This window comes from bacterium (genome assembly GCA_030247525.1).
GTDB lineage: Bacteria > Electryoneota > JAOADG01 > JAOADG01 > JAOADG01 > JAOTSC01.
The window spans coordinates 1-18,949 of sequence record JAOTSC010000061.1 but is presented as its reverse complement, the minus strand read 5'-3'; the positions used below and the strand labels follow the sequence as shown (position 1 = coordinate 18,949).

The following is an 18,949-nucleotide window of genomic DNA, read 5'->3' as shown; positions in this document are numbered from 1 at the left end:
TTAACATCGGCAGTGAAATAGAACTTGTCCCCTTTCGGATGAATCGCTACGGCAAATTCATCGCCGGGTAAATCGCTGATTCGTCGAATCCGCCGATGAATATCGGTAAAGTCGATTTTCACCGTATCGATTTCGATTTTCTTTTTACGGTGATCTTTTTCTTTATCCTTACCGTTCTTCGTGGTGTCGCCTTTATCGCCGCCATTGCGTTTGTCGCGAGTCTTTTCCCACTCTTTCCACTCGTCGGAAGAGCGTTCATCATCGAGGCGCTGCAAGTAAACGAAGTAAACGTCAAACTGATTTTGATGACGCCGCGACGACCAAGCGAGCATCCTGCCATCCTGCGACCAGACCGGATTCGCATCTTCGTCGGGATGTTGACTGATGTTTACGGGCGGTGCGCTGCCATCGGAAGGTATCACCCAGATATCGGAATTGTAATCGTAATCTTCGTGAGTGAATGCAATCCATTTGCTATCGGGCGACCATGAGTATTGCTCTTCATTCCACCCGTTGAAAATTAATTGATCGGCGCTGCCATCCGGTTTCATCGAACGCAATTCGCCATTGTTCCGGATGTAGGCGATGCGATCGCCAAGCGGCGACCATTGCGCATGGTGGCATTCTGATGTGTCGTTCGTGAGGCGAACCAGTTTCGGATGTTTCGCTTTCCGGAGCGGTCGCGTCGCGCTGTCGGACAAGACCATCGCAATTTGTTGTTTCCCCCAACGGTCGGTTGTAAATACCAAGGAATCGGACACACCCGGTTTCCAACTCACTTGCCAATCGCGGGCGGGATCGGGCACCGGCAACGTCGCTCGACCGCCGACTTCCCGATTCACCAATGCGAGTTCTCCACGAATCGCCATCGCATACTCGGAACCGTCGCTGGTAACAGAAAGCTCATCAACATTATTGGCGAACGGTCTGAATTGTACCGGATTCTCGAGCAAATCGCTCGCAACGGAAATCTCCAAACGGGTTTGTTTTGCACTGGCAACATCGAAGAGATACAACGAGCTATCAGCTTCCATGACGATCCGGTTTCCCGCATCGGCGATCCGCGCATTGCGAATGCCATCATCCTTAAAATTGGTAAGTTGCGTTTTACCCGATCCATCGCGGTTCATTTTCCAGAGATTAAAAGTGCCGGTTGAATCGCTCCGGAAATAAATCGTATTGCCATCGGGACTCACCATCGGATCGCTGTCGTAACCGGCATGAGTCGTAATTGGTACTGGTTCACCACCCTGATTCCAGCGGTACAAATCAGATTGGTACGTACCGCGATACCCTTTCCTGCCAAACCAATTATTGCCGATAGCAAAGACGGCAAATTTTCCGTCCGAGGTAGGAGCAAACTCTTCAGCAAAGCAATCGATGACGCGGAAGGGTGTGCCGCCGGTGACTGGTACTTTGTAGATTTGGTAATCCATTGGATAATCGAATTGCCCGCGCGATGCGAAATACACTTCTTTACCGTCGCTGCTCCACGCTTGCGGAATGTCGGTTGGCTGGGCATAGGTCAATCGGTCGGGAATGCCACCGCCACTTGGTATAACAAACACATCGAAAGTGCCGTACCGATCCGACGCGAACAGGAGTCTGCTGCCGTCGGGCGACCACACTGGATGAAATTCGTAACCGGGATGCACAGTGATTCGTTTCGCTTCCCCGCCACTGGACGACACCGTCCAGATATCCCCTTGAAAGGAGAATGCGATGCTATTGCCATCGGGCGAAAGCGCGGGCGTGCGCGGCATGAACACCGTTTCAGCGAAGGCGTGAATCGTGAAGAGTGCTGCGAAAACTACGACAAACAACGAAGTTCGAAACGACATGATGCGATCCTATGCAGTAGAGGTCTTGTTGGGAAAGTAGCGAATCGAGCGAGGTTGGACAAGAAAATTCACAAATAATTGTGATTAAAAGAATGCGATTACTTCAGCGCGTCCTTCATGACGAACGGGAGTCGCGTTGTCTTTGATGCCGCGGTAGAAAAGACTCCCGGTAACATTCGTACCAAGCCGGTAGTCGCCGCGGAGTTGCCATCGCCAATTGGAACCGGGTTGTCGACCGGAGGAAATATCGTAAGGCAATGTTTTGGCGGAGGTAATAACGGAGCGCCATTCCACTTCGGTATTAATTCTGCCGGCAGTGCCGATTAAGTAGGAATAGCCAGGCGTTATCCCAAATTCGCGCCAATCGATGGGAATCGAACGGTCTTTCGCATATTGCAACGCCGCATCGAGCAGCCACTCGTGGACTCTCCCTTCGCGATACACCAAGCCCGGTAATAATCGATAATAGAGCGCATCGCGGCTCGCAGTTGTAGCGATTACATAATTCCGGCGCGACCACTCCCGTTGCGTTTCCACTGACCAAGAAAACCGCTGCGATTTCGCATGATGGTAACGTAAAGCGAACAACTCAAAACGACGATCCTGACCGCCGCCCGACCACCGGTTCTCCCGTTCGCGCGAGATATTCCAACGCAGGCGATAGGTTTGCTTGCGAATCGGTTCCCATGCGATATCCTGCCGCAGTTCTTGTTTTCCATACAGAGTATTCGCCTTGAGAAACTGCTGGATCTGCAACAGTAATACCGGCAGGGTATTACTGGAAGTATTGTTTTCCACGATTTCGATACGGGTGTCGGTGGTTACGCCGGGTATCCGGTAGCGTTTCACCCTCGACCAATCAATGCGAATCCCAGCAGTGGCGCGCACTTCCAGTACCGGTTCATACTCACCGGAGGGACGGGTGTACACAATCCAATCCCCTTCCGGATCGGGAATAAATTGATCGCCGACGCGAATGTGGTCGCCTTGTCCGAGTGGCACCTCGTAGGCAAACAGCGTCAATTTTGAAGTGCGGGTTCGATTGAATGTGTACTTCCATTCGCCATTGACACCCCCGCCCGAAGTGCGCGCGGCTCCTTCGGTTGCCAGCAGATCGGTAACGATCAGGGAATCGGCGCTCAGATAGCGGGTCTCGCGATGATGATACTCGGACGCGGTCGTGATCAAATCGCCCGAGCGAGCGTGATTGAAGTCGATGCCAATCGAACGCAGCGCAGGGGTAAGTGATTCCCCGGAACGGTTCCAATCGTCACGGCGGTCGAAAGCAGTTGAGAATGTATGAGCGCCGATTCCCTGCACGGTTGTTGCGAGGTGGTGATCCCATCGTCGGGAACCGTCGTCGGTTGTCGTTCCTACGTTTCGTCGATCCTCGAAACGGGTCGTGTAGGAGGGGGAAACTTTTCCAAATTGCCAACGCTGGGTATGATTGCCATACCACCAATCAGTGCGATAACCGGATTGATATTTCGCGTGGATACGGTCGATGCTCGTATACGCCGAAAGTAATTGTGACATCCATTGTGTCGAAGCATTCCACCGTTGCGATTGCGAACCGTCGCCGCGGACTTGGTCGCCGCCGCTGCCGGAGATACGCAACGGTTTAATCGGAGCAAACGATGCCGATACTTCGCGGGTGACTTCGCCCGCGGTGCCGAGTGTATCGGTAGAACCCCATCGCCGGTACTCTTCGGAAGAAGTCGATTTCGCGGGAGAACGAAAACCGGCTTCGAGTTCCCGGTAAGTAAGTTTGGATTGCCATTTCGAGTAACCGTCATTGTCGGGGGCGCGGTATCCGGCATCGACTTGCAGTGCACCGCCGCGAATTCCCTTGCCGTTGCGGTCGGATAGCGTATTCGCATCGAATTGCGAGAACGCCGATTCCATCGAAACAGCAGCGCCATCAAACGGCCGTAGGGTCGAGCGGACTCCCAATACATCGTGTTGTTGTGGCAAAGGTACTCGTACCAACGGCAGGTAATCGCCTGCGCCGGTTCCGATAAATACGTAAATGGTACGTGCCGCTTCGACATTGAATTCTAAGTTGTAATCGCCGGCGCCGGCGAACCGGGTGAAGCTGATTTGATACTCCCCTTGCGCGTTTCCAGTGCTGGTGTCGGGCGCAACGAAGCGGTAGAAAGTGAGTGGCGAACCGTTGTCGGTCGAGTCGATGCGGACGTAATCGCCATTGCCCGCCCCAACATACTTTACGCCGCTATACACGGCGTTCCCGGCATTACCGCCAGCCGCTTGCAACGCTGCCCGGGCGGCGCCATCCAACTCGACGCCGACGGGATTGCGGGTATCGTCCGCTTCCCGGAACAAACCGACGCCCCACTCAAAGATTTTACCCGGTGTGCGACCCGATTGCTGCACTGCGACGATACTGCGGTTGTAGTTGCCGGGAATCGTCTCATACTCGATAACGATGCGAGAATCGTCGTGGATCGGTTTGCGTGGGGTAAATGTTAATTCACCGGTCGAATAATCGATGATGTAGCCATCGGTCTCGCCGCGGACAACTTCTACTCCATCGACATAGACTCGTTCGGAACCGGGAACGACCGGGACATTGATGTTTTTCTCATCATCGGTTAAAACATAAGGGCCTTGATTTCCTTCGGTACCGGTAATCGTGAGCGAACGGTACTTCGAGCGGGTGATCGCGCCGCTCGCTTGCGCGCCGAGCCGCGGTTTCTTCCACTGAAAATCGGCGCCCTGCACATTACGGGTCGTGGTAAGAAACCGGTTCCCACCGCCGAATCCCAATTCATAATCGCCCATCGTTACCGCATAGCTGGGAGATTTCGCTTGGAGATAAATCCGGTCGAATTCACGCAGAGTTTTCGTGTTTCCTTCTGGTGGAATTCCGGTCGTTTGATCGGACAATACCGCCCGCAATTCCACATCGCGCGATACGTTCCCATCGATTTCCAACCGTAGTGCCGACTCGATGCCGACATCCTGACCGGTGCCGACCGTAACCGCCCGCAAGAGGCTGCCGGAACGGTTTAGCCGCACTTCACCCGAGGCTGCACCAGCGGCTTGTTTCTGATCGACGGTTGCCAGCGTCGGAACGATGGTTTGCGAGTCCGACTGCAACTCTTTCATTTCCATTCGGAATAACCGACGGTCGAGCGCGAGCGGTGCCGCATTGTACTTCACAAACAACTCAACCCCCGGTTGCGGCGAGAGTAACCAAAGCGTTCCGGGAATTTCGTCTAATCGGTAATCGCGACCCCTTACTAATAAGCGTTCTCCGGCGACCAGTGAATCTGACTCGTGCAGTAAATATGGATGGGGCAAAGTAAAGGGACCGAGTGAATCGCCCGGTGAAAAGACATACTCATGGCGAGTCGGATCGATTGCCGGGAACGTAATCGTTTGCGCATGACTGTGCATGAAGAAGAGGAATATCGCAAGCGCTGTTATGAAAATTCGCACTCCGAACAATGCGAACAAAGAAGCGACAATTTGTTTTCGATCGATTATCGCCACGGAAGAATTCGGATCCCGGAAGAAGTGTAGAAAGCAAGCGAATGGCGGCTGCTGGCGGCGAGCAGCCATGGTGTGGCAATGGTATCAAGTTGTGTGATTGCGGTGGAGTCGTTACTGATTCTCCACAATTGATGATTCCGCAAAGCCCAGCAACTGCGGTCTTGTACGATGATGGTTTGCATCGGCATCACCGATGTTGGTACTTGCCATGATTTCATGGTACCGCCGAAGCGGGTAGTAAAGATGCCGCGCTGGATGTTATCGCTGGAATCGAATAGCACGGCGATACTGTCGCCGCAGGCGCTCAATGCGAGTACCGATTGGGTGAGCGGCAACGGAATCCGCCACGTCTCTTTCGCAAACGCATCGAACGCGATAATCTCATTGCGGTCGGTCTCGATGAGTAGCCGTTCACCGAATTGCGTAACCGCCAACAAATTGCGAAACCGGTTGCGGTACTCAACCGGAAGCGGCATCGTTTCGACGACCTCCAACCGGCGGTTGAGTTTTACAATCGTATTCTCCGAACGGTCGAAACACAACAGAAAAACCCCATCGCGGGCAAGTGCAACCGGCTCACGCAGCGTCGCACCAAACGTGTGGCGTTGATACTCCCCATCAGATTCGACTAAAAACAGTTCTCCGGTTCCGGCATCGGCGAGCAGCCATTGGTTGTCACCCCAAGCAATCATTGCTGCCGGACGCAATAGCGATTGTGCCGGGCAACTCGCTGTCAGTGCGATGCAAAAAAACAGTACAAGAAATCGAAACATAGAGGAAAGATAGGGGAAGGGCGGGGAGAAGGAAAGCGACTGTGACGAAGTCGCGACGTAAAAAAGAAAAGGCGCATAGGGGAATGCGCCTTTTCGATGCGATGCAAAGAAGACTATCGCTTGATGCGTTCGCCTTCGTCTTCCACGGTGAAGAGCCAACCGGCTACTGCGCCGACACGAATCGGTGCCGGGACTTCGCCACCGCCCGGCAGCCCTTGCCACCAGAACTCACGGCCGCGATGGAAGCGGGAACTTTTCTCGCTGCCATCATCCAATTCAGCTTCTTCCTTCATCTTCTTGAGCCGTTCGCCCCAGCATTCCCAATTCTTGAGACGGAGATCAATCCATCCGTCAAAGCACCACTGGTCGACCCGTTCGGCGGTTACCGGGAAGGCTTTCTTCTTGCCCGGATCCGGCGGTATCACCACATGGTCGGAACGCAACACCGTTTTGCCGTCGGAGAGCAGAATCGGTAAACCAACCGTTAGAATTTGCGAACGTAAATCGGAATCGCTGCGAATCAATTCCTCTGCGGCGTGGCGGCGCATTTCCGCCGTGGCTTGGAACGCGCTTTCGTAGGTGCCGAATGCCCGCTTCATGAGATAGGACTCGAAGAGCAGCTTGCTCAGCCGCGGCGGTCCGAGAATCTCAAAAGCGACGCTATCGGAACCCACCGATTGCTCTAACTCTGCGAGTCGTTTCAATGCCTTGTCGCGGATCGCACCGGCGCGGTACGTCGGGCCCATGACTGCGGCGTCGATAGCGCTTACAACATCCTTACCGGTATTGCCGCCGATTAACTCATTCAACATGACGTCGGCGATTTCTTCCGGGGTAATGAATTCCATCTGGCCGATACTGGTAATCGCTTCAAACTCGCCCGCCGAGAAAACGCCATTTTCGCCGGTATCGATGAACACGGCGCGGAGGTCTTGTCCCGTCGGTTTCGCGCTATTTGCTTGTTCCGGACAGAATGTTTCACCCAACTGCTCGCCGTACTGCGGTTGCACGTCTACCAAGGGAATCGGACGACCCTTTCGTATAATCTTATCGAAGCGGATGTCTTTCCAGGCAATTGCCGCCGCCGGTTTGAATTCCTTGGTAATCGGGGCATCTGGCGTAATCGACATCAGCATCAGCAGCATCGAATGCGCGCCGGCGACCGAAGTCTTGGACAACAAAACGCGAGACGGTTTCCCTTCACTGTGGGTGTAGGGGATATTCAAGCCCATACCGCCGGTTCCGGTAGTACCGCACTTGATGTATGCTTCGACTTTATGCTGGCGACGAGTTTCGGGGGAGAGTTTCGTCGGTTTCATCGCTTCAAACATAATTTGAATGTGACGAACTAGTTGCGGAATGTACTGGGAACCGATCAACGATTCAGTAAAGTCGACCAGTTTTGCAGCATCGGTACTGGCGCCATTGCGTATCTTTTCAATTTCGGAACGCAGTCGGTCAGACTGGGAATACAAATCTTGATAAGCAATACCGGTTGCCGTATTGATACAATCGATCACGGCATCCGCTTTATGCTCATCGAGGAACCGGACAAACGTGTTTTCCGTTAGGATTTCGGCGTCCAGTGGGTCAAGTATATCGCGCAGCAATTGCTTGCGGCGGGCGGGATTGTTCAAAATTTGGTCTTGTTCCGGGTCGGGACTGCGACGCAGGTCTTTGAAGTCCCAGCGGACAAAAATGTTTCCCCATACCGGGACAAGTTCGCAATTACCAGCTTCCGGCTTCAAAACGGAAATGCCTTCGTTGGCTTCCGCTTCGGAGAGACCGCCGACAACGAGCTTGCGGGGGTTAAGTTTCAGCAGTTTGCGGCAGAATGCCCGGCCGACTAAACCGGCGCCGCCTAAGACAAGGATGGTTTTACCTCGGATTTCCATGAACGCTCCTTCGTAGCGAGTGCGGTTACCCTGTGAGGGGATTGTGAGATGTGAACCCTAAAATACGAATTTTTTTTGCAGAGAGCTATGCCAACTGATTCGCGCAATCGGGGAAGAGTTTTTTTCGGGAAGTACCCCAAATTGGTTGCAAAATTACCAAACTGCTTGTAAAATAAAACAACAACCATAGGTGAATTGAAAATTCTCAGGGTGAACAATCTTCTAAAACTCATGTAGCACATTTCCTTATTCCCGGTTTTTGTGGGAAAATGAGCGTTACCTTCCATGAACCCTTACGAAAACTACTTTCGAATCTTCGACTGCATGGCGGAAGCGGTGCTAATCCGCGATAAGAATTTCGCGATTCGCTACTGTAATCCCGCTGGCGGCGAATTATTCGAGCAGCCACACCCAGCACTGGTTAATCGCCAATGTCAAGAACTGTTTGGCGAAAACTGTCCGCGTTGTAACTCGAATTGTCCCATTGACAAAAGTCTTTCGATTCCTACTGATCGTTCTGCCCTGGTACAGGAACGGCAGGTTACACTTGCCAATGGAACGAAACGCATTCTCCGGTTTCGTGATTGCTTCCAGTTACCCGGTTCTCAAGATTTAGCAGTAATGTTGATTGACGATGTTACTCCGCAAAAACAGTTGCTTTCGGAGTATGAAAAAAGTGAGCAGCGCTTCCGCTCGATGTTTGAAGAGTCCCCGCTTTCCTTGTGGGAGGAAGATGGCTCGGATGTTAAAAAATATGTGGATGAGTTACGCAAACAAGGCGTAGTGGATTTTCATAGTTTTTTTAACGACAACCCCTCTGAAGCCATCGCATGTTTATCAAAGCTTAAAATTCTGCGGGTAAATCAAGCGACCTTGACATTGTATGAAGCTTCCACGCAAAAAGAGTTAGTTGACCGGCTACCCGAGACGTTTACACCAATCGCATTTTCGTTGTATGCGAATGGAACAGCCGATTTGGCACAGGGGAAACGTCAATTTGAACAGGATACCGAAGTCAAGACCTTGACTGGAATAAGCCGATATATCCACACCAAAGTATTGATACCAAGCGGTTACGAAAACAGCTGGCAACGGATAATCGTCTCATCAGTCGATATTACCGAACGGCAACGCATTCTCGAAAAATTGCGAGAGTCGGAAGAGAAGTTCGCTTTCGCTTTCCGGCAGAATCCTAATCCATTGATTCTGGTCACGTACCCCGAACGAACGATCCTCGATGCAAATCAAGCGCTTTGCGATATTATCGGATTGTGCCGGGATGAGTTACTCGGCAGGAGTTACTCCGAGATTGCTCAGTTTGAAAATCCCGACGACTTGTTACACATCCGCGCGATCAACGATTCAGGTGCGACACTACACAATTACGAGATTACATTTTGCAATGCAATCGGTGAAAAGCATACTGGTCTGCTCTCTGCGGAGCATTTGGTGTTAAATGGGAAAGACTGCTTTTTAGCGCAGTTTATCGACCTCTCGCACCGTATCATTGCCGAAGGTGAACGCGAAGCATTGCGGGAGCGGATGCGTTATCTGCAAAAAATCGAGAGCCTTGGCATGTTGGCAGGCGGGGTCGCGCATGATTTCAACAACCTGCTTGGAGGCATACTTGGTTTTGTCGAGTTAGCGTTAATCAAGTCTCCTGAAGATTCCACCATCGTCGATTACTTACACAAGATTGAAAACGCTTGCAAACGGGCAACTGTCCTTAGTAAACAGATGCTCGAGTTTTCCGGACGGGGAAAATTTACGTTGAAACCGGAATCGCTTACGAAAATAATCGATAATGCAAAAACACTATTATCGTCGATGACCCCATCAAATGTCCGTATCGAATATGATTTAACCAGCGAGCTTCCTGAAATAGAATGTGACCAAAATCAGATTCTGCAGATCATTACAAACTTACTTACCAATTCCATCGAAGCAATTGGTACTTCCTCCGGTGTCGTGAAAATTGCATCGGGACAGCAGCACCTGAGTTCATCCTTTATTAAGTCATCGTTTCTATCGGCGGAAATATCGGAGGGATCATTCGTATTCATTGATGTAACCGATAACGGGTGCGGGATGAATGTGGAAACGGTCAGCCGGATATTTGATCCGTTCTTTAGCACCAAATTTACCGGCCGAGGTTTGGGATTGCCCTCTGCACTGGGAATTGTACGCGGACATCGTGGGGCGATCCGAGTCGTCAGTAATCCGGGAAAAGGGACTTCGATTCGTGTTTACTTGCCCGAACCGGTTTTGAAAATAGACAATGCGAATTATATCACGGCACACGAGAAACCTGACATGGCGTCGAGAAATGCGGTTCTTATTATCGATGATGAGGAAAGCATTCGAAATGTGGTCTGCCGAGCGCTCGATATCTCGAAAATCGATACATTATGCGCGGCAAGTGGAGAAGAAGGAATCGAATTATATAAACAGCATCGCGACCGAATTCATCTAATTCTCCTCGATCTAACAATGCCCGGTATGAGCGGCGAACAAACGATGGATGAATTACTAAAACTGCGAGGCGATTTGCGGATTATTGTTTCCAGTGGATTTCCCCAACAGACCATCGTGCAACGCTTCACCGTCAATAAACCGTTCGCCTACCTGCAGAAACCATTTCGGATTGGCGATTTACTTATTGCGGTAAAGTCGGCACTGAGTCGGTAGCCGTTTCGTCGGCTTCTGAAGTCTCTGGCACGGTCTCCGGCAACGGTGATTCGTGTGGGTTATCAATTGAGGGTGTCTCAGTAGTAGCGGGTGTTTCGGTTTCCGCCTGCTTATGCATTATTGAATATTCTTCCTGTAAATCGGATAACGAGGCGACGCCGAACAATTTCAAGAAATGGTCGGTGACGCGATAACTAATCGCACGCCCGGGACTATCATCCCGTCCTGCCTCTTCGATTAAATTCCTTGCCAATAATCCATTGACAACGCTATCGGAATCGACGCTGCGCAACCGGTCGATTTCGGGGCGGGTTGCCGTTTTTCGCATTGCGAGAATCGACAATACTTCCAGCGCCGGCCGGCTGAGTTTCGCCGCTTCACCGTTAATCGCCATCAGCAATTCGGCAAATTGTGGCAGTGTCCGCAAGCGGATGCCGCGCCCTTCCTGTGCCACAAAGAAGCAGTGTCCTTGCGCACGGTATTGCTCTTCCAATATCTCCAGTTCTCGTTCGATCCGTCCTACTGGAAGTACGAGCAATTCCGCGATCCGCTGCGTGGTGAGAGGAACATCGGAAGCAAACAGCAGCGCTTCAATTTGTGCTTGTTCTTGCGATAACATTTCTTTTCCGTAGCGCAGACAATCCTGTCTGCGGATGCTGAACAGATACTCTTGTCTGCTCTACTTGAATAACGTCAACTCACCGAAACCATTGTCGACCAATTGCATAGGTGTTCGAATACGGGTAATCCAGATCGAGTCGTCGTCCCGTTGTTCAATCACAACAACTTGTTGGGTCGCTAATTCGAGCAGCGTTAAAAACGTCAACACTTTGTCGAGTAACGTTTCCCCTTCCCAAACTTCCTGCAACGTCATCGGCTGGTGCAATGGAATCCGGGTGATGAGCTGTTCTCGCCGCCGTGCGATGGGCTCTTCTTCCGACGCTAACATGTGCACCGATTGCTGCGGCCGGTTCAGTAACTCGTAGTACGCCTGCAACAATGCTTTCCGGGTTTTCTCCGTTACCGGCAACAATGGCCGGATGTAGTCGCCAGCGGCATCGCCGCGGGGAAATGTACCGATCCAACTCCGGTAACGGCGGGCAAGAAATGCGGCAAACTCACCATACTCACGTTCGCCACCCGGCTCAACCGAGTCCTCGCCCGGCTGTACCATCTTCACTTCGGGGAGACCGATTTTTCCCAACAATGCAGCTTTCACTTCGAGCATCAGCGCATCGTAATAAATCGACGTCCCGGCACCGATAATATCGCGTCCCGCGAGTAATGGTATCGCACTCAAAACCTGTTGCGCAACTTCCAGCGGAGAAATACTCCGGCTGTCGATTTCACCGCGGCGGAGTAGAAAACAGAGAACGTCGAGCGGTCCTTTGAAAGCTGGGAGATCGATAGTAACAATCCCCTCGAAAATCGACTCCTGCGAATCAGGTTCTTCGATGGTAGCCGATGTGATGCCGTTGAGATTTTCTTCGACCGTTTGCAACATGGCTGTCGTGCTATTCAAAACCCATCACCGAGCGTACTTCCGCAATGGTTTCTTTGGCAACGATAGACGCTTGCCGTTCCCCATCATGGATAATTTCGATCACCGAATCGGGTTTCGCAGCATACTTCGCGCGCCGCTCTTGCATCGGATCGAGAAATGCGATGATATGGTCGCCGCACCGCCGTTTACACTCCACGCAACCGAGCGCTCCGCTCCGGCAATTCGCTTCGATTTCGGGAACTTCATTCGTGTTGAATACTTTTTGGTACGCAAAAACCGGGCAGACTTCGGGACGACCGGGATCGTTTTTCCGGACTTTTTGTTCGTCGGTAATCGCGCCGCGCAGTTTCACGCGAATTTCATCGGCAGTGTCGGACAAAAGAATTGTATTGCCCAATGATTTCGACATCCGTTTCCGGTCAAGTCCGGGTAACCGTGCGAATTCGGTTAAGCGCGGCTCCGGTTCCGGGAATACCGGTTCGCGGTTCTGGCAATAGAGATAATTGAACCGTCGGGCAATTTCCCGGGTCAATTCGACGTGTGGCACCTGATCTTCACCCACCGGCACCAGATTCGCTTTATAGATAAGAATATCCGCCGCCTGCAAGACCGGGTAACCAATATGTCCGTAACTGAATTCATCTTCCATGCCAAGGTCGCGAATCTGCTCTTTGAACGTCGGATTCCGTTGCAATCGTCCAAAGCTGATAATCATTGAGAACATTAAATGCAATTCGGCATGTTCCCGAATTTGCGACTGCCGGAAAATCGGCGACTGCTCGGGATCAATTCCGGCGGCTAACCAGTCGAGTGCCATCTCGTAAGTGTTTTCCCAAATCCGTCCGGGGTGTTCGTAGTCGGTGGTCAAGACGTGCCAATCGGCGATGAGGTGAAAATTCTCATACTCGCCCTGCAGCTTCACCCAGTTTTCGAGTGCGCCAGTGAAGTGTCCTAAATGCAATTTTCCAGTCGGACGCATTCCCGACAAAATTCGTTTTTTCGTCGCCATTGTACCACCTGTTTGGTTTTTCATGGTAGCCGTGGACTTTAGTCCACGCGATTATCGTTTGAACGCCATGATTGCGTGCGATACTTATAAAATCGTGCGGCTATCGTAAAGACCGAAAAACCGGTTGAAAGTTACCACTTGTGAAAGATAAAGAACCCTGCCAACAACATAAAACCAAATCCGACCAAAATATTCCATCGCATCGGTTCATGTAAATACAGCGTTGAAAACACAGCAAAGACCGACAACGTAATGATTTCCTGTATCGTTTTCAGTTGTGCCGCCGTGTAGTACCCGTGTCCCATCCGGTTCGCCGGGACTTGCAGCATATACTCGAACAACGCGATGCCCCAACTCGCCAACACCGCTACCAGCAACGGCGCGGACTTGAAACGAAGGTGACCGTACCATGCGAACGTCATAAAGATATTCGAACCGACCAGCAACACGATGGGCAGCCAAGCATGCAAACTCATAACTGAACTTCATTTGTTGACATAGAAAATGGGCGCACACACGGGTGCGCCCCAAACCCGTTGACAAGAATGTGCAGTCGTTTTACTACAGAATCAAATCGGGATTCGCCATATCCGCCATCAGCTTCTGCATTTCATTTATGTCAAGCAGGGGAATCGATTCGGCGTGAAGTCCAGCCCGGCTCAGTAACACGAGCACTTCGGATAGTTTCTGTACCGATTCCAGATTCACGATAAAACAGAGACCGATTTTGTCGGCGAGAAAATACAACGCATCGGGCTTATACAGTTTTTTTATCGCTTCGGCTGCCTTAAGGCGCAATTCCAGACCGCGTTCGAGGTCTTCAACATCCTGCAATTCTGCCATCGAAATTACCAGATACCGCATGTTCTCTCCTATGTGTGTTATCGGTTTCGTTAATTCATTGGAAAATCAATTGCTTCAAGACCGGTAAACTCTGCAATAGTCTGCCGGGTCGCTTTCCCTTGCCAAATCGATAAACCATTCCGGATCATCGATGATTTTGTAAGCATGTCCTGTAATCCAAAATCCGCGATTTGCAGGATCTCGTCGGTGATAATATTCGTTAGTACATGCGAAGCCGTTCGTCCCACGGCAGAGGGTAAGTTCGGTACACAAATGTGAGTGACATTTTCTTTGACGTATACCGGATTTCGCAACGAAGTCGGTCGCGATGTTTCCGCTGAACCGCCTTGGTCGATGGATAAATCAACTAATACGCTGCCCGGTTTCATCGTCTTCACCATTTCCGCCGAGACAACGTGCGGCGCTGGGCTGTCTTCCATGTGTACCGTGCTGATTAGTGCATCAACGAATTGGCACACTCGGGAAATGTTATCAGGAATTGCCGCCATCGTTTCGAGATGAACAAACAGCGTATCGGGTAGTGCGCGTAACCGTTCCGGATAGCGTTCCAACAATAGTACCCGTGCCCCCGCACCGACGGCTGCCCGCGCCGCCGCAATTCCCGCAGCACCTGCGCCGAGAATGGCGACTTGCGCCCCCGGCACTCCCGGTAATGATGGGAGCAGAATCCCGCGCCCGCCATGATTGGTTTGCAAATGCGTTCCAGCAAATTGAACTGCTAATCGTCCGCCGATTTCACTCATCGCTTCACGTACCGGATGGGAACCGTTTTGCAGCATCATCGATTCCATCGCAATTGCAGTAATCCGGCGTTCACTAAGCTGTGCTACCGCAGCTTTCGGCATCGCGGTAATCAGCAGGAACGAAAAGAGCAGTTGATCCGGCTCGAGTAATTCAATTTCTTCTTTCGAGGGGGGTAGTACTTTTGCCACCAATTCCGAACGGCTGATCGCTTCCGCCATCGAATAGGTGATAGTAGCCCCTTTCGCCAGATACTCGGCATCGCTCCAGCCGGCATGATCACCCGCGCCGGTTTGTACATAGACCCGGTGTCCGGCTGCAACCAGTGCGCCGACCCCCGCCGGATTTAGTAAGACTCGTGTTTCCTCAGGATACGATTCCTTGAGCAGGGAAATGTCCATAGATCGCTCACGTTGTTTTTTGCAATATAACTCGCATCACCCGATAACGCTACCGAAACCGCGCTACTGATGAATTCAATTTAAAAGGTAGGACAGACACCCCCGCCAGTCCACACAAACCCGGTAGGACAGACACTCTTGTCTGTCCACTCAAAACAGGATTCACTCGGGTTCGATGAATCGAACCCCTACAGCGATAAAACCGAACCGGTGAACAATTCCTGTTGGATGTCGCCCATCGATACAATTTTCCCGATAACGACTTGTTCGGTAATCTTGTAATAGTCGCAACACGTCCGGCAGGCGTAAATCGAAACGCCATCGTTAGCAAGAATTTTCAATGCGTCAAGCACCGGTGAATCAGGCAGCAACGACTTTACCGCCTGATGAAGGAAACAAATCGAACGGGGGCGGTGGGTCCCCTCCGCCAATGTTCGCCAAAAATTCAAATAGAGCTTTTCACCTAATTCATCGGCACTGCTCTGCAAGAGCTTTGCAGTAACTTCATCAGCAGTACCCAAGTGACGGTGGGCGACTAAAATGACATTGGTATTCATTGGGTAACTCCGATTGCAGGATCGATTAATGAACGCAGAACCATCAAGTTTTTCTCGTATCCCGCTTCCCCCTCCGGCGTCTCGAGAATTCCGGGGTGGTATTGAAAACGGGGATCGTTGACAAGATGCCGAAACGGTTCCAAGCCCAATGAGCCGTATCCGATATCCTCATGACGGTCGACCCGGCTGGCGAATGGTTTCTTCGAATCATTTAAATGGAATGCTTTTAAGTTACTAAGTCCGATAATGCGGTCAAACTCCGACATCACTTCCTCGTACTTGGTTGCAGTATCGTATCCGGCGCTATACGTGTGACAAGTGTCGAGACAAACACCAATCCGCTCCGGCTCTTTCACCTGTTCGCGGATGAAAGCGATATGCTCGAATTTGTAGCCGAGATTCGTCCCTTGTCCCGCGGTGGTTTCCAATAACGTCAATGTTTTGTAGCCGGGAAGCGCTGCGTGTACCTCATCGAGCGAATGTACCATTTCGATGAGTCCCCACTCTTCCCCCTGTTTCAGATGGGAACCGGGATGACTCACCAGATAGGGGATACCCAATACTTCACATCGTTCCAACTCATCGATGAACGCCCGAATCGATTTTAGCCGATTCTCCGGGTCCGGGGCGCATAAGTTGATCAAGTAACTATCGTGGACGGTGGTATGCATCGGATCGATTCCATGCTCCAACAATCCGCTTTTCCACCCGGCGATGTTCTTCTCGCTGAGCGGTTTTCCGACCCATTGATTCTGGTTCTTGGCAAAAATCTGAACTGCCCGGCATCCCAACGCTTTCGCACCCGGCGGCGCTTTTTCGACCCCGCCTGCCGTAGAGATGTGCGCTCCTAAAATCATGCTCGACTCCAGTATAAGGGGGAAATATCGGGAGTCTGAGGGCAAGGAGCAAGAAAAATTCTGGTAAATCAAATTCTCGTTGATCAGGTTTGGGATTCAACTTATCTTTAGTAACCATGACAAACAGTAAGGTTCAGAATGAAAGTACTTTTTCAGAGGTTTGCCTCTTACCACATCAAACAATTTATACTTGTTGTTTTCTTCATAAGTCTGAGTTGGAATCATACGCAAGCATTTACAAGATCAGATAAGCCAACCACTCGAAGCCGTTATTATTATAGTCCACTGTCTGTTACATTAATAGAAGACCCCTATCTTGTGTATGACCCCACTTACTCTGTTCCAATCAAGTATTTTATTAGCTTCTTTGGAAGCCCGCATATCAAAGACGCGTCAGCTTCTATCCAAATCAAGCTTTCAAAAGGGTTAACTGTTGATAAAGGGGAATTAAACTGGAAGGGAAGAATCACAAAAAATGAAACGCTGGAAGAATACCTATACGTCAAAGTACCAAAACCTGGTGATTACACAATAACATTTAAATATACAATTAAAGAAAAAGGGAAAAAGAAACTTGCAGATCAATTCACTGTCCATATTTATGGTGGAAAAACCCGTAAGACTGTTTATGGGGGACCATTGATCCAAGAAGAGGAGGATCGAAAACTGTCTTACAAAGAGAGATACAAAAAGTTTGTTAAATTAACCGAAGAAGATGCAAAACAGCGTGATTCATGTGAGTATGTTTCCGATATTATTCTGAATCGAGCCCTCAACGAAGTTGTTTGGATACTTGCGGGTAGACCGGCTAAGGTTGGTTGGCTTACACGAGAGTATTTTGATGTCTCTGGTTCAAATGAAACACAATCCAATCTTATAACAAGGATGAGACTCCTGACTTCTCCGCCAAGACCAGATCGAGTCGACAACAGCTTTCGACATGAATCGGAACCCTACTTTCCAGAAGAGAAACGTGAATTGCTTGCTCAAATCGTGAAACAGCAGTTAGACTCGCTCTATACAATCGACCAGCAGATATACAAAGAGCAGAATGAACAAATTCGAGAAGCGTTGTGCAAAGAGAGGTCGCGTTTACTCGGTACTCAGTTTGATACAAGAAACAGAGCGATGGAAAGAAATAAATAAGTGCAATCCGGTATTGGTTCGTCCACTGTCTTGCAGTGTTTTGGCATGTAAAGGAGGTTAGTATGAACTTATTTCCGATCGTGATCGGCACAATCAGTGCAATTGGTGCGACAATTCTGTTTGCATTCATTCTGTCGTTTTTTGCAAAACGATTACGAAAAGAGTTTACTGCTCGGAGTAAAGCGGATTTGGAATGTGATATACGCGCCGTTAGTGTGACACTATATTTCTCAGTAGCCTATGTTTCCCTTGCACTTCCTTCGATCGTGAAATCGGAAATTGGCGTTTGGCAAGGTGAAGTATACGCGATCATGATGGCACTGGTGTTTTTCTCTGCCCGTTGGTATTACCGGCAAAAAGCGAAAAAACATCCTGACACTTTACCCCTGACAAACAGTCGATAAGGGGCAGGTGCCGACCGAAACGGATAAATTTCCGGGCTTTCATATACACATCGGTTCGTGAATTGGAGAACCGGCTCTTCTCGACTTATCTTTATTGCGACGCAATCGCAATAAAGAATTCATAAAGTCGAATCGAGAACGATGTCCCATTCCCATACCTCTACCCCAACCCGCAAGACGGAATCGCTACACTGCGAAATTCCAAACGATTCCGCGCTCCCCCGCATTCTCCTGATTGGCAATCCCAATGTCGGCAAGAGTGTGCTGTTCGGTTTATTGACCGGCAAGTATGTCACCGTATCGAATTACCCCGGTACTTCGGTCGAAGTCACATTCGGTCGACTGAAAACCGGCGGCGTCGAGTACGAATTCATCGATACTCCCGGTGTCAATGGGCTGCAACCACGCAGCGACGACGAACGGGTTACCCGTGACATCCTGCTCGAAAAGCGTCCCTATGGCGTTATCCAAGTCATCGATGCGAAGAATTTGCTCCGCGGTTTAACATTGACCCACCAACTCATCGAGTATGACGTTCCTCTGATCCTCGTGTTGAATATGTGGGATGAAGCGGAAGAACGCCACATCACAATCGATGCGAAGGGGTTATCGAAAGCGTTAGGCGTTCCCGTAATAACTGCGATTGCGACGATGCGGGTCGGGATACACGAACTGAAACAGCATCTTACCAAATTTGTTCGTCCCCATTTCCACCCCGAATTTCACCCGGTGATTGAAGAAGCTGTCTCTTAT

At 50.5% G+C, this 18,949-nt stretch carries 16 protein-coding genes; 4 read left to right on the top strand and 12 right to left on the bottom strand.

Annotated features, from left to right (window positions below):
• The 4 genes from OEM52_07380 to OEM52_07365 form a co-directional block, all read right to left on the bottom strand.
• Nucleotides 1–1,841 (bottom strand): hypothetical protein (locus OEM52_07380; protein MDK9699947.1); only part of this gene is annotated, 1,841 nt, incomplete at its 3' end.
• Between the two features lie 84 nt (nt 1,842–1,925).
• The gene (locus OEM52_07375) at nt 1,926–5,357 is read right to left on the bottom strand and encodes a hypothetical protein (GenBank protein MDK9699946.1); all 3,432 of its coding nucleotides are present in this window, start codon (nt 5,355–5,357) and stop codon (nt 1,926–1,928) included.
• Nucleotides 5,348–6,130, bottom strand: a complete 783-nt coding sequence (locus tag OEM52_07370) for a hypothetical protein (GenBank protein ID MDK9699945.1) — start codon at nt 6,128–6,130, stop codon at nt 5,348–5,350. The genes OEM52_07375 and OEM52_07370 overlap by 10 nt, the downstream gene beginning before the upstream one ends.
• A gap of 113 nt (nt 6,131–6,243) precedes the next feature.
• Nucleotides 6,244–8,025 carry a short-chain dehydrogenase gene (locus OEM52_07365; protein ID MDK9699944.1) on the bottom strand — a complete coding sequence of 594 codons (1,782 nt, stop codon included), beginning with the start codon at nt 8,023–8,025 and terminating at the stop codon, nt 6,244–6,246.
• Between the two features lie 285 nt (nt 8,026–8,310).
• Here OEM52_07365 and OEM52_07360 point away from each other — a divergent pair, with 285 nt between their 5' ends.
• Nucleotides 8,311–10,713, top strand: coding sequence for an ATP-binding protein (locus tag OEM52_07360; GenBank protein MDK9699943.1), 2,403 nt, complete (start codon nt 8,311–8,313; stop codon nt 10,711–10,713).
• On the opposite strand, the gene scpB is transcribed toward OEM52_07360, so the two are convergent.
• The 8 genes from scpB to OEM52_07320 all read right to left on the bottom strand — a co-directional run bounded on the left by scpB (nt 10,682) and on the right by OEM52_07320 (nt 16,646).
• The gene (gene scpB, locus OEM52_07355; GenBank protein ID MDK9699942.1) at nt 10,682–11,332 is read right to left on the bottom strand and encodes an SMC-Scp complex subunit ScpB; all 651 of its coding nucleotides are present in this window, start codon (nt 11,330–11,332) and stop codon (nt 10,682–10,684) included. The two genes, OEM52_07360 and scpB, sit on opposite strands and share 32 nt — an antisense overlap.
• Nucleotides 11,333–11,392: 60 nt before the next feature.
• Nucleotides 11,393–12,235: a hypothetical protein gene (locus OEM52_07350; protein ID MDK9699941.1), complete on the bottom strand. Its 843-nt coding sequence runs from the start codon at nt 12,233–12,235 to the stop codon at nt 11,393–11,395.
• A complete protein-coding gene (gene trpS, locus OEM52_07345) occupies nt 12,228–13,226 on the bottom strand; it encodes a tryptophan--tRNA ligase (protein MDK9699940.1) in 999 nt (332 codons plus the stop codon). Before trpS ends, OEM52_07350 begins: the two co-directional genes overlap by 8 nt.
• A gap of 131 nt (nt 13,227–13,357) precedes the next feature.
• Entirely contained in the window at nt 13,358–13,702 is a 345-nt protein-coding gene (locus OEM52_07340; protein MDK9699939.1) for a DMT family protein, read from the bottom strand.
• 85 nt (nt 13,703–13,787) lie between these two features.
• Nucleotides 13,788–14,090, bottom strand: a complete 303-nt coding sequence (locus OEM52_07335) for a hypothetical protein (protein ID MDK9699938.1) — start codon at nt 14,088–14,090, stop codon at nt 13,788–13,790.
• Between the two features lie 29 nt (nt 14,091–14,119).
• Nucleotides 14,120–15,232, bottom strand: a complete 1,113-nt coding sequence (locus OEM52_07330) for an alanine dehydrogenase (protein MDK9699937.1) — start codon at nt 15,230–15,232, stop codon at nt 14,120–14,122.
• 188 nt (nt 15,233–15,420) lie between these two features.
• A complete protein-coding gene (locus OEM52_07325) occupies nt 15,421–15,789 on the bottom strand; it encodes a DsrE family protein (protein MDK9699936.1) in 369 nt (122 codons plus the stop codon).
• Nucleotides 15,786–16,646 (bottom strand): deoxyribonuclease IV, encoded by an 861-nt coding sequence (locus OEM52_07320; GenBank protein ID MDK9699935.1) that lies wholly within the window; start codon nt 16,644–16,646, stop codon nt 15,786–15,788. The genes OEM52_07325 and OEM52_07320 overlap by 4 nt, the downstream gene beginning before the upstream one ends.
• 138 nt (nt 16,647–16,784) lie before the next feature.
• Between OEM52_07320 and OEM52_07315 the strand changes: the two genes are divergently transcribed.
• The 3 genes from OEM52_07315 to OEM52_07305 form a co-directional block, all read left to right on the top strand.
• Nucleotides 16,785–17,792, top strand: a complete 1,008-nt coding sequence (locus tag OEM52_07315) for a hypothetical protein (protein ID MDK9699934.1) — start codon at nt 16,785–16,787, stop codon at nt 17,790–17,792.
• Nucleotides 17,793–17,854: 62 nt separating this feature from the next.
• Complete coding sequence (locus OEM52_07310; GenBank protein ID MDK9699933.1) at nt 17,855–18,196, top strand: hypothetical protein; 342 nt, start codon at nt 17,855–17,857, stop codon at nt 18,194–18,196.
• Between the two features lie 141 nt (nt 18,197–18,337).
• A partial coding sequence (locus OEM52_07305) for a 50S ribosome-binding GTPase (GenBank protein MDK9699932.1) occupies nt 18,338–18,949 on the top strand: 612 nt, incomplete at its 3' end.

Bases quoted from the DNA above. Each gene is read 5' to 3' on its own strand.
- OEM52_07370 (MDK9699945.1), bottom strand. From the start codon at position 6,130: ATGTTTCGATTTCTTGTACTGTTTTTTTGCATCGCACTGACAGCGAGT.
- OEM52_07365 (MDK9699944.1), bottom strand. From the start codon at position 8,025: ATGGAAATCCGAGGTAAAACCATCCTTGTCTTAGGCGGCGCCGGTTTA.
- OEM52_07360 (MDK9699943.1), top strand. From the start codon at position 8,311: ATGAACCCTTACGAAAACTACTTTCGAATCTTCGACTGCATGGCGGAA.
- scpB (MDK9699942.1), bottom strand. From the start codon at position 11,332: ATGTTATCGCAAGAACAAGCACAAATTGAAGCGCTGCTGTTTGCTTCC.
- trpS (MDK9699940.1), bottom strand. From the start codon at position 13,226: ATGGCGACGAAAAAACGAATTTTGTCGGGAATGCGTCCGACTGGAAAA.
- OEM52_07340 (MDK9699939.1), bottom strand. From the start codon at position 13,702: ATGAGTTTGCATGCTTGGCTGCCCATCGTGTTGCTGGTCGGTTCGAAT.
- OEM52_07335 (MDK9699938.1), bottom strand. From the start codon at position 14,090: ATGCGGTATCTGGTAATTTCGATGGCAGAATTGCAGGATGTTGAAGAC.
- OEM52_07330 (MDK9699937.1), bottom strand. From the start codon at position 15,232: ATGGACATTTCCCTGCTCAAGGAATCGTATCCTGAGGAAACACGAGTC.
- OEM52_07325 (MDK9699936.1), bottom strand. From the start codon at position 15,789: ATGAATACCAATGTCATTTTAGTCGCCCACCGTCACTTGGGTACTGCT.
- OEM52_07320 (MDK9699935.1), bottom strand. From the start codon at position 16,646: ATGATTTTAGGAGCGCACATCTCTACGGCAGGCGGGGTCGAAAAAGCG.
- OEM52_07315 (MDK9699934.1), top strand. From the start codon at position 16,785: ATGAAAGTACTTTTTCAGAGGTTTGCCTCTTACCACATCAAACAATTT.
- OEM52_07310 (MDK9699933.1), top strand. From the start codon at position 17,855: ATGAACTTATTTCCGATCGTGATCGGCACAATCAGTGCAATTGGTGCG.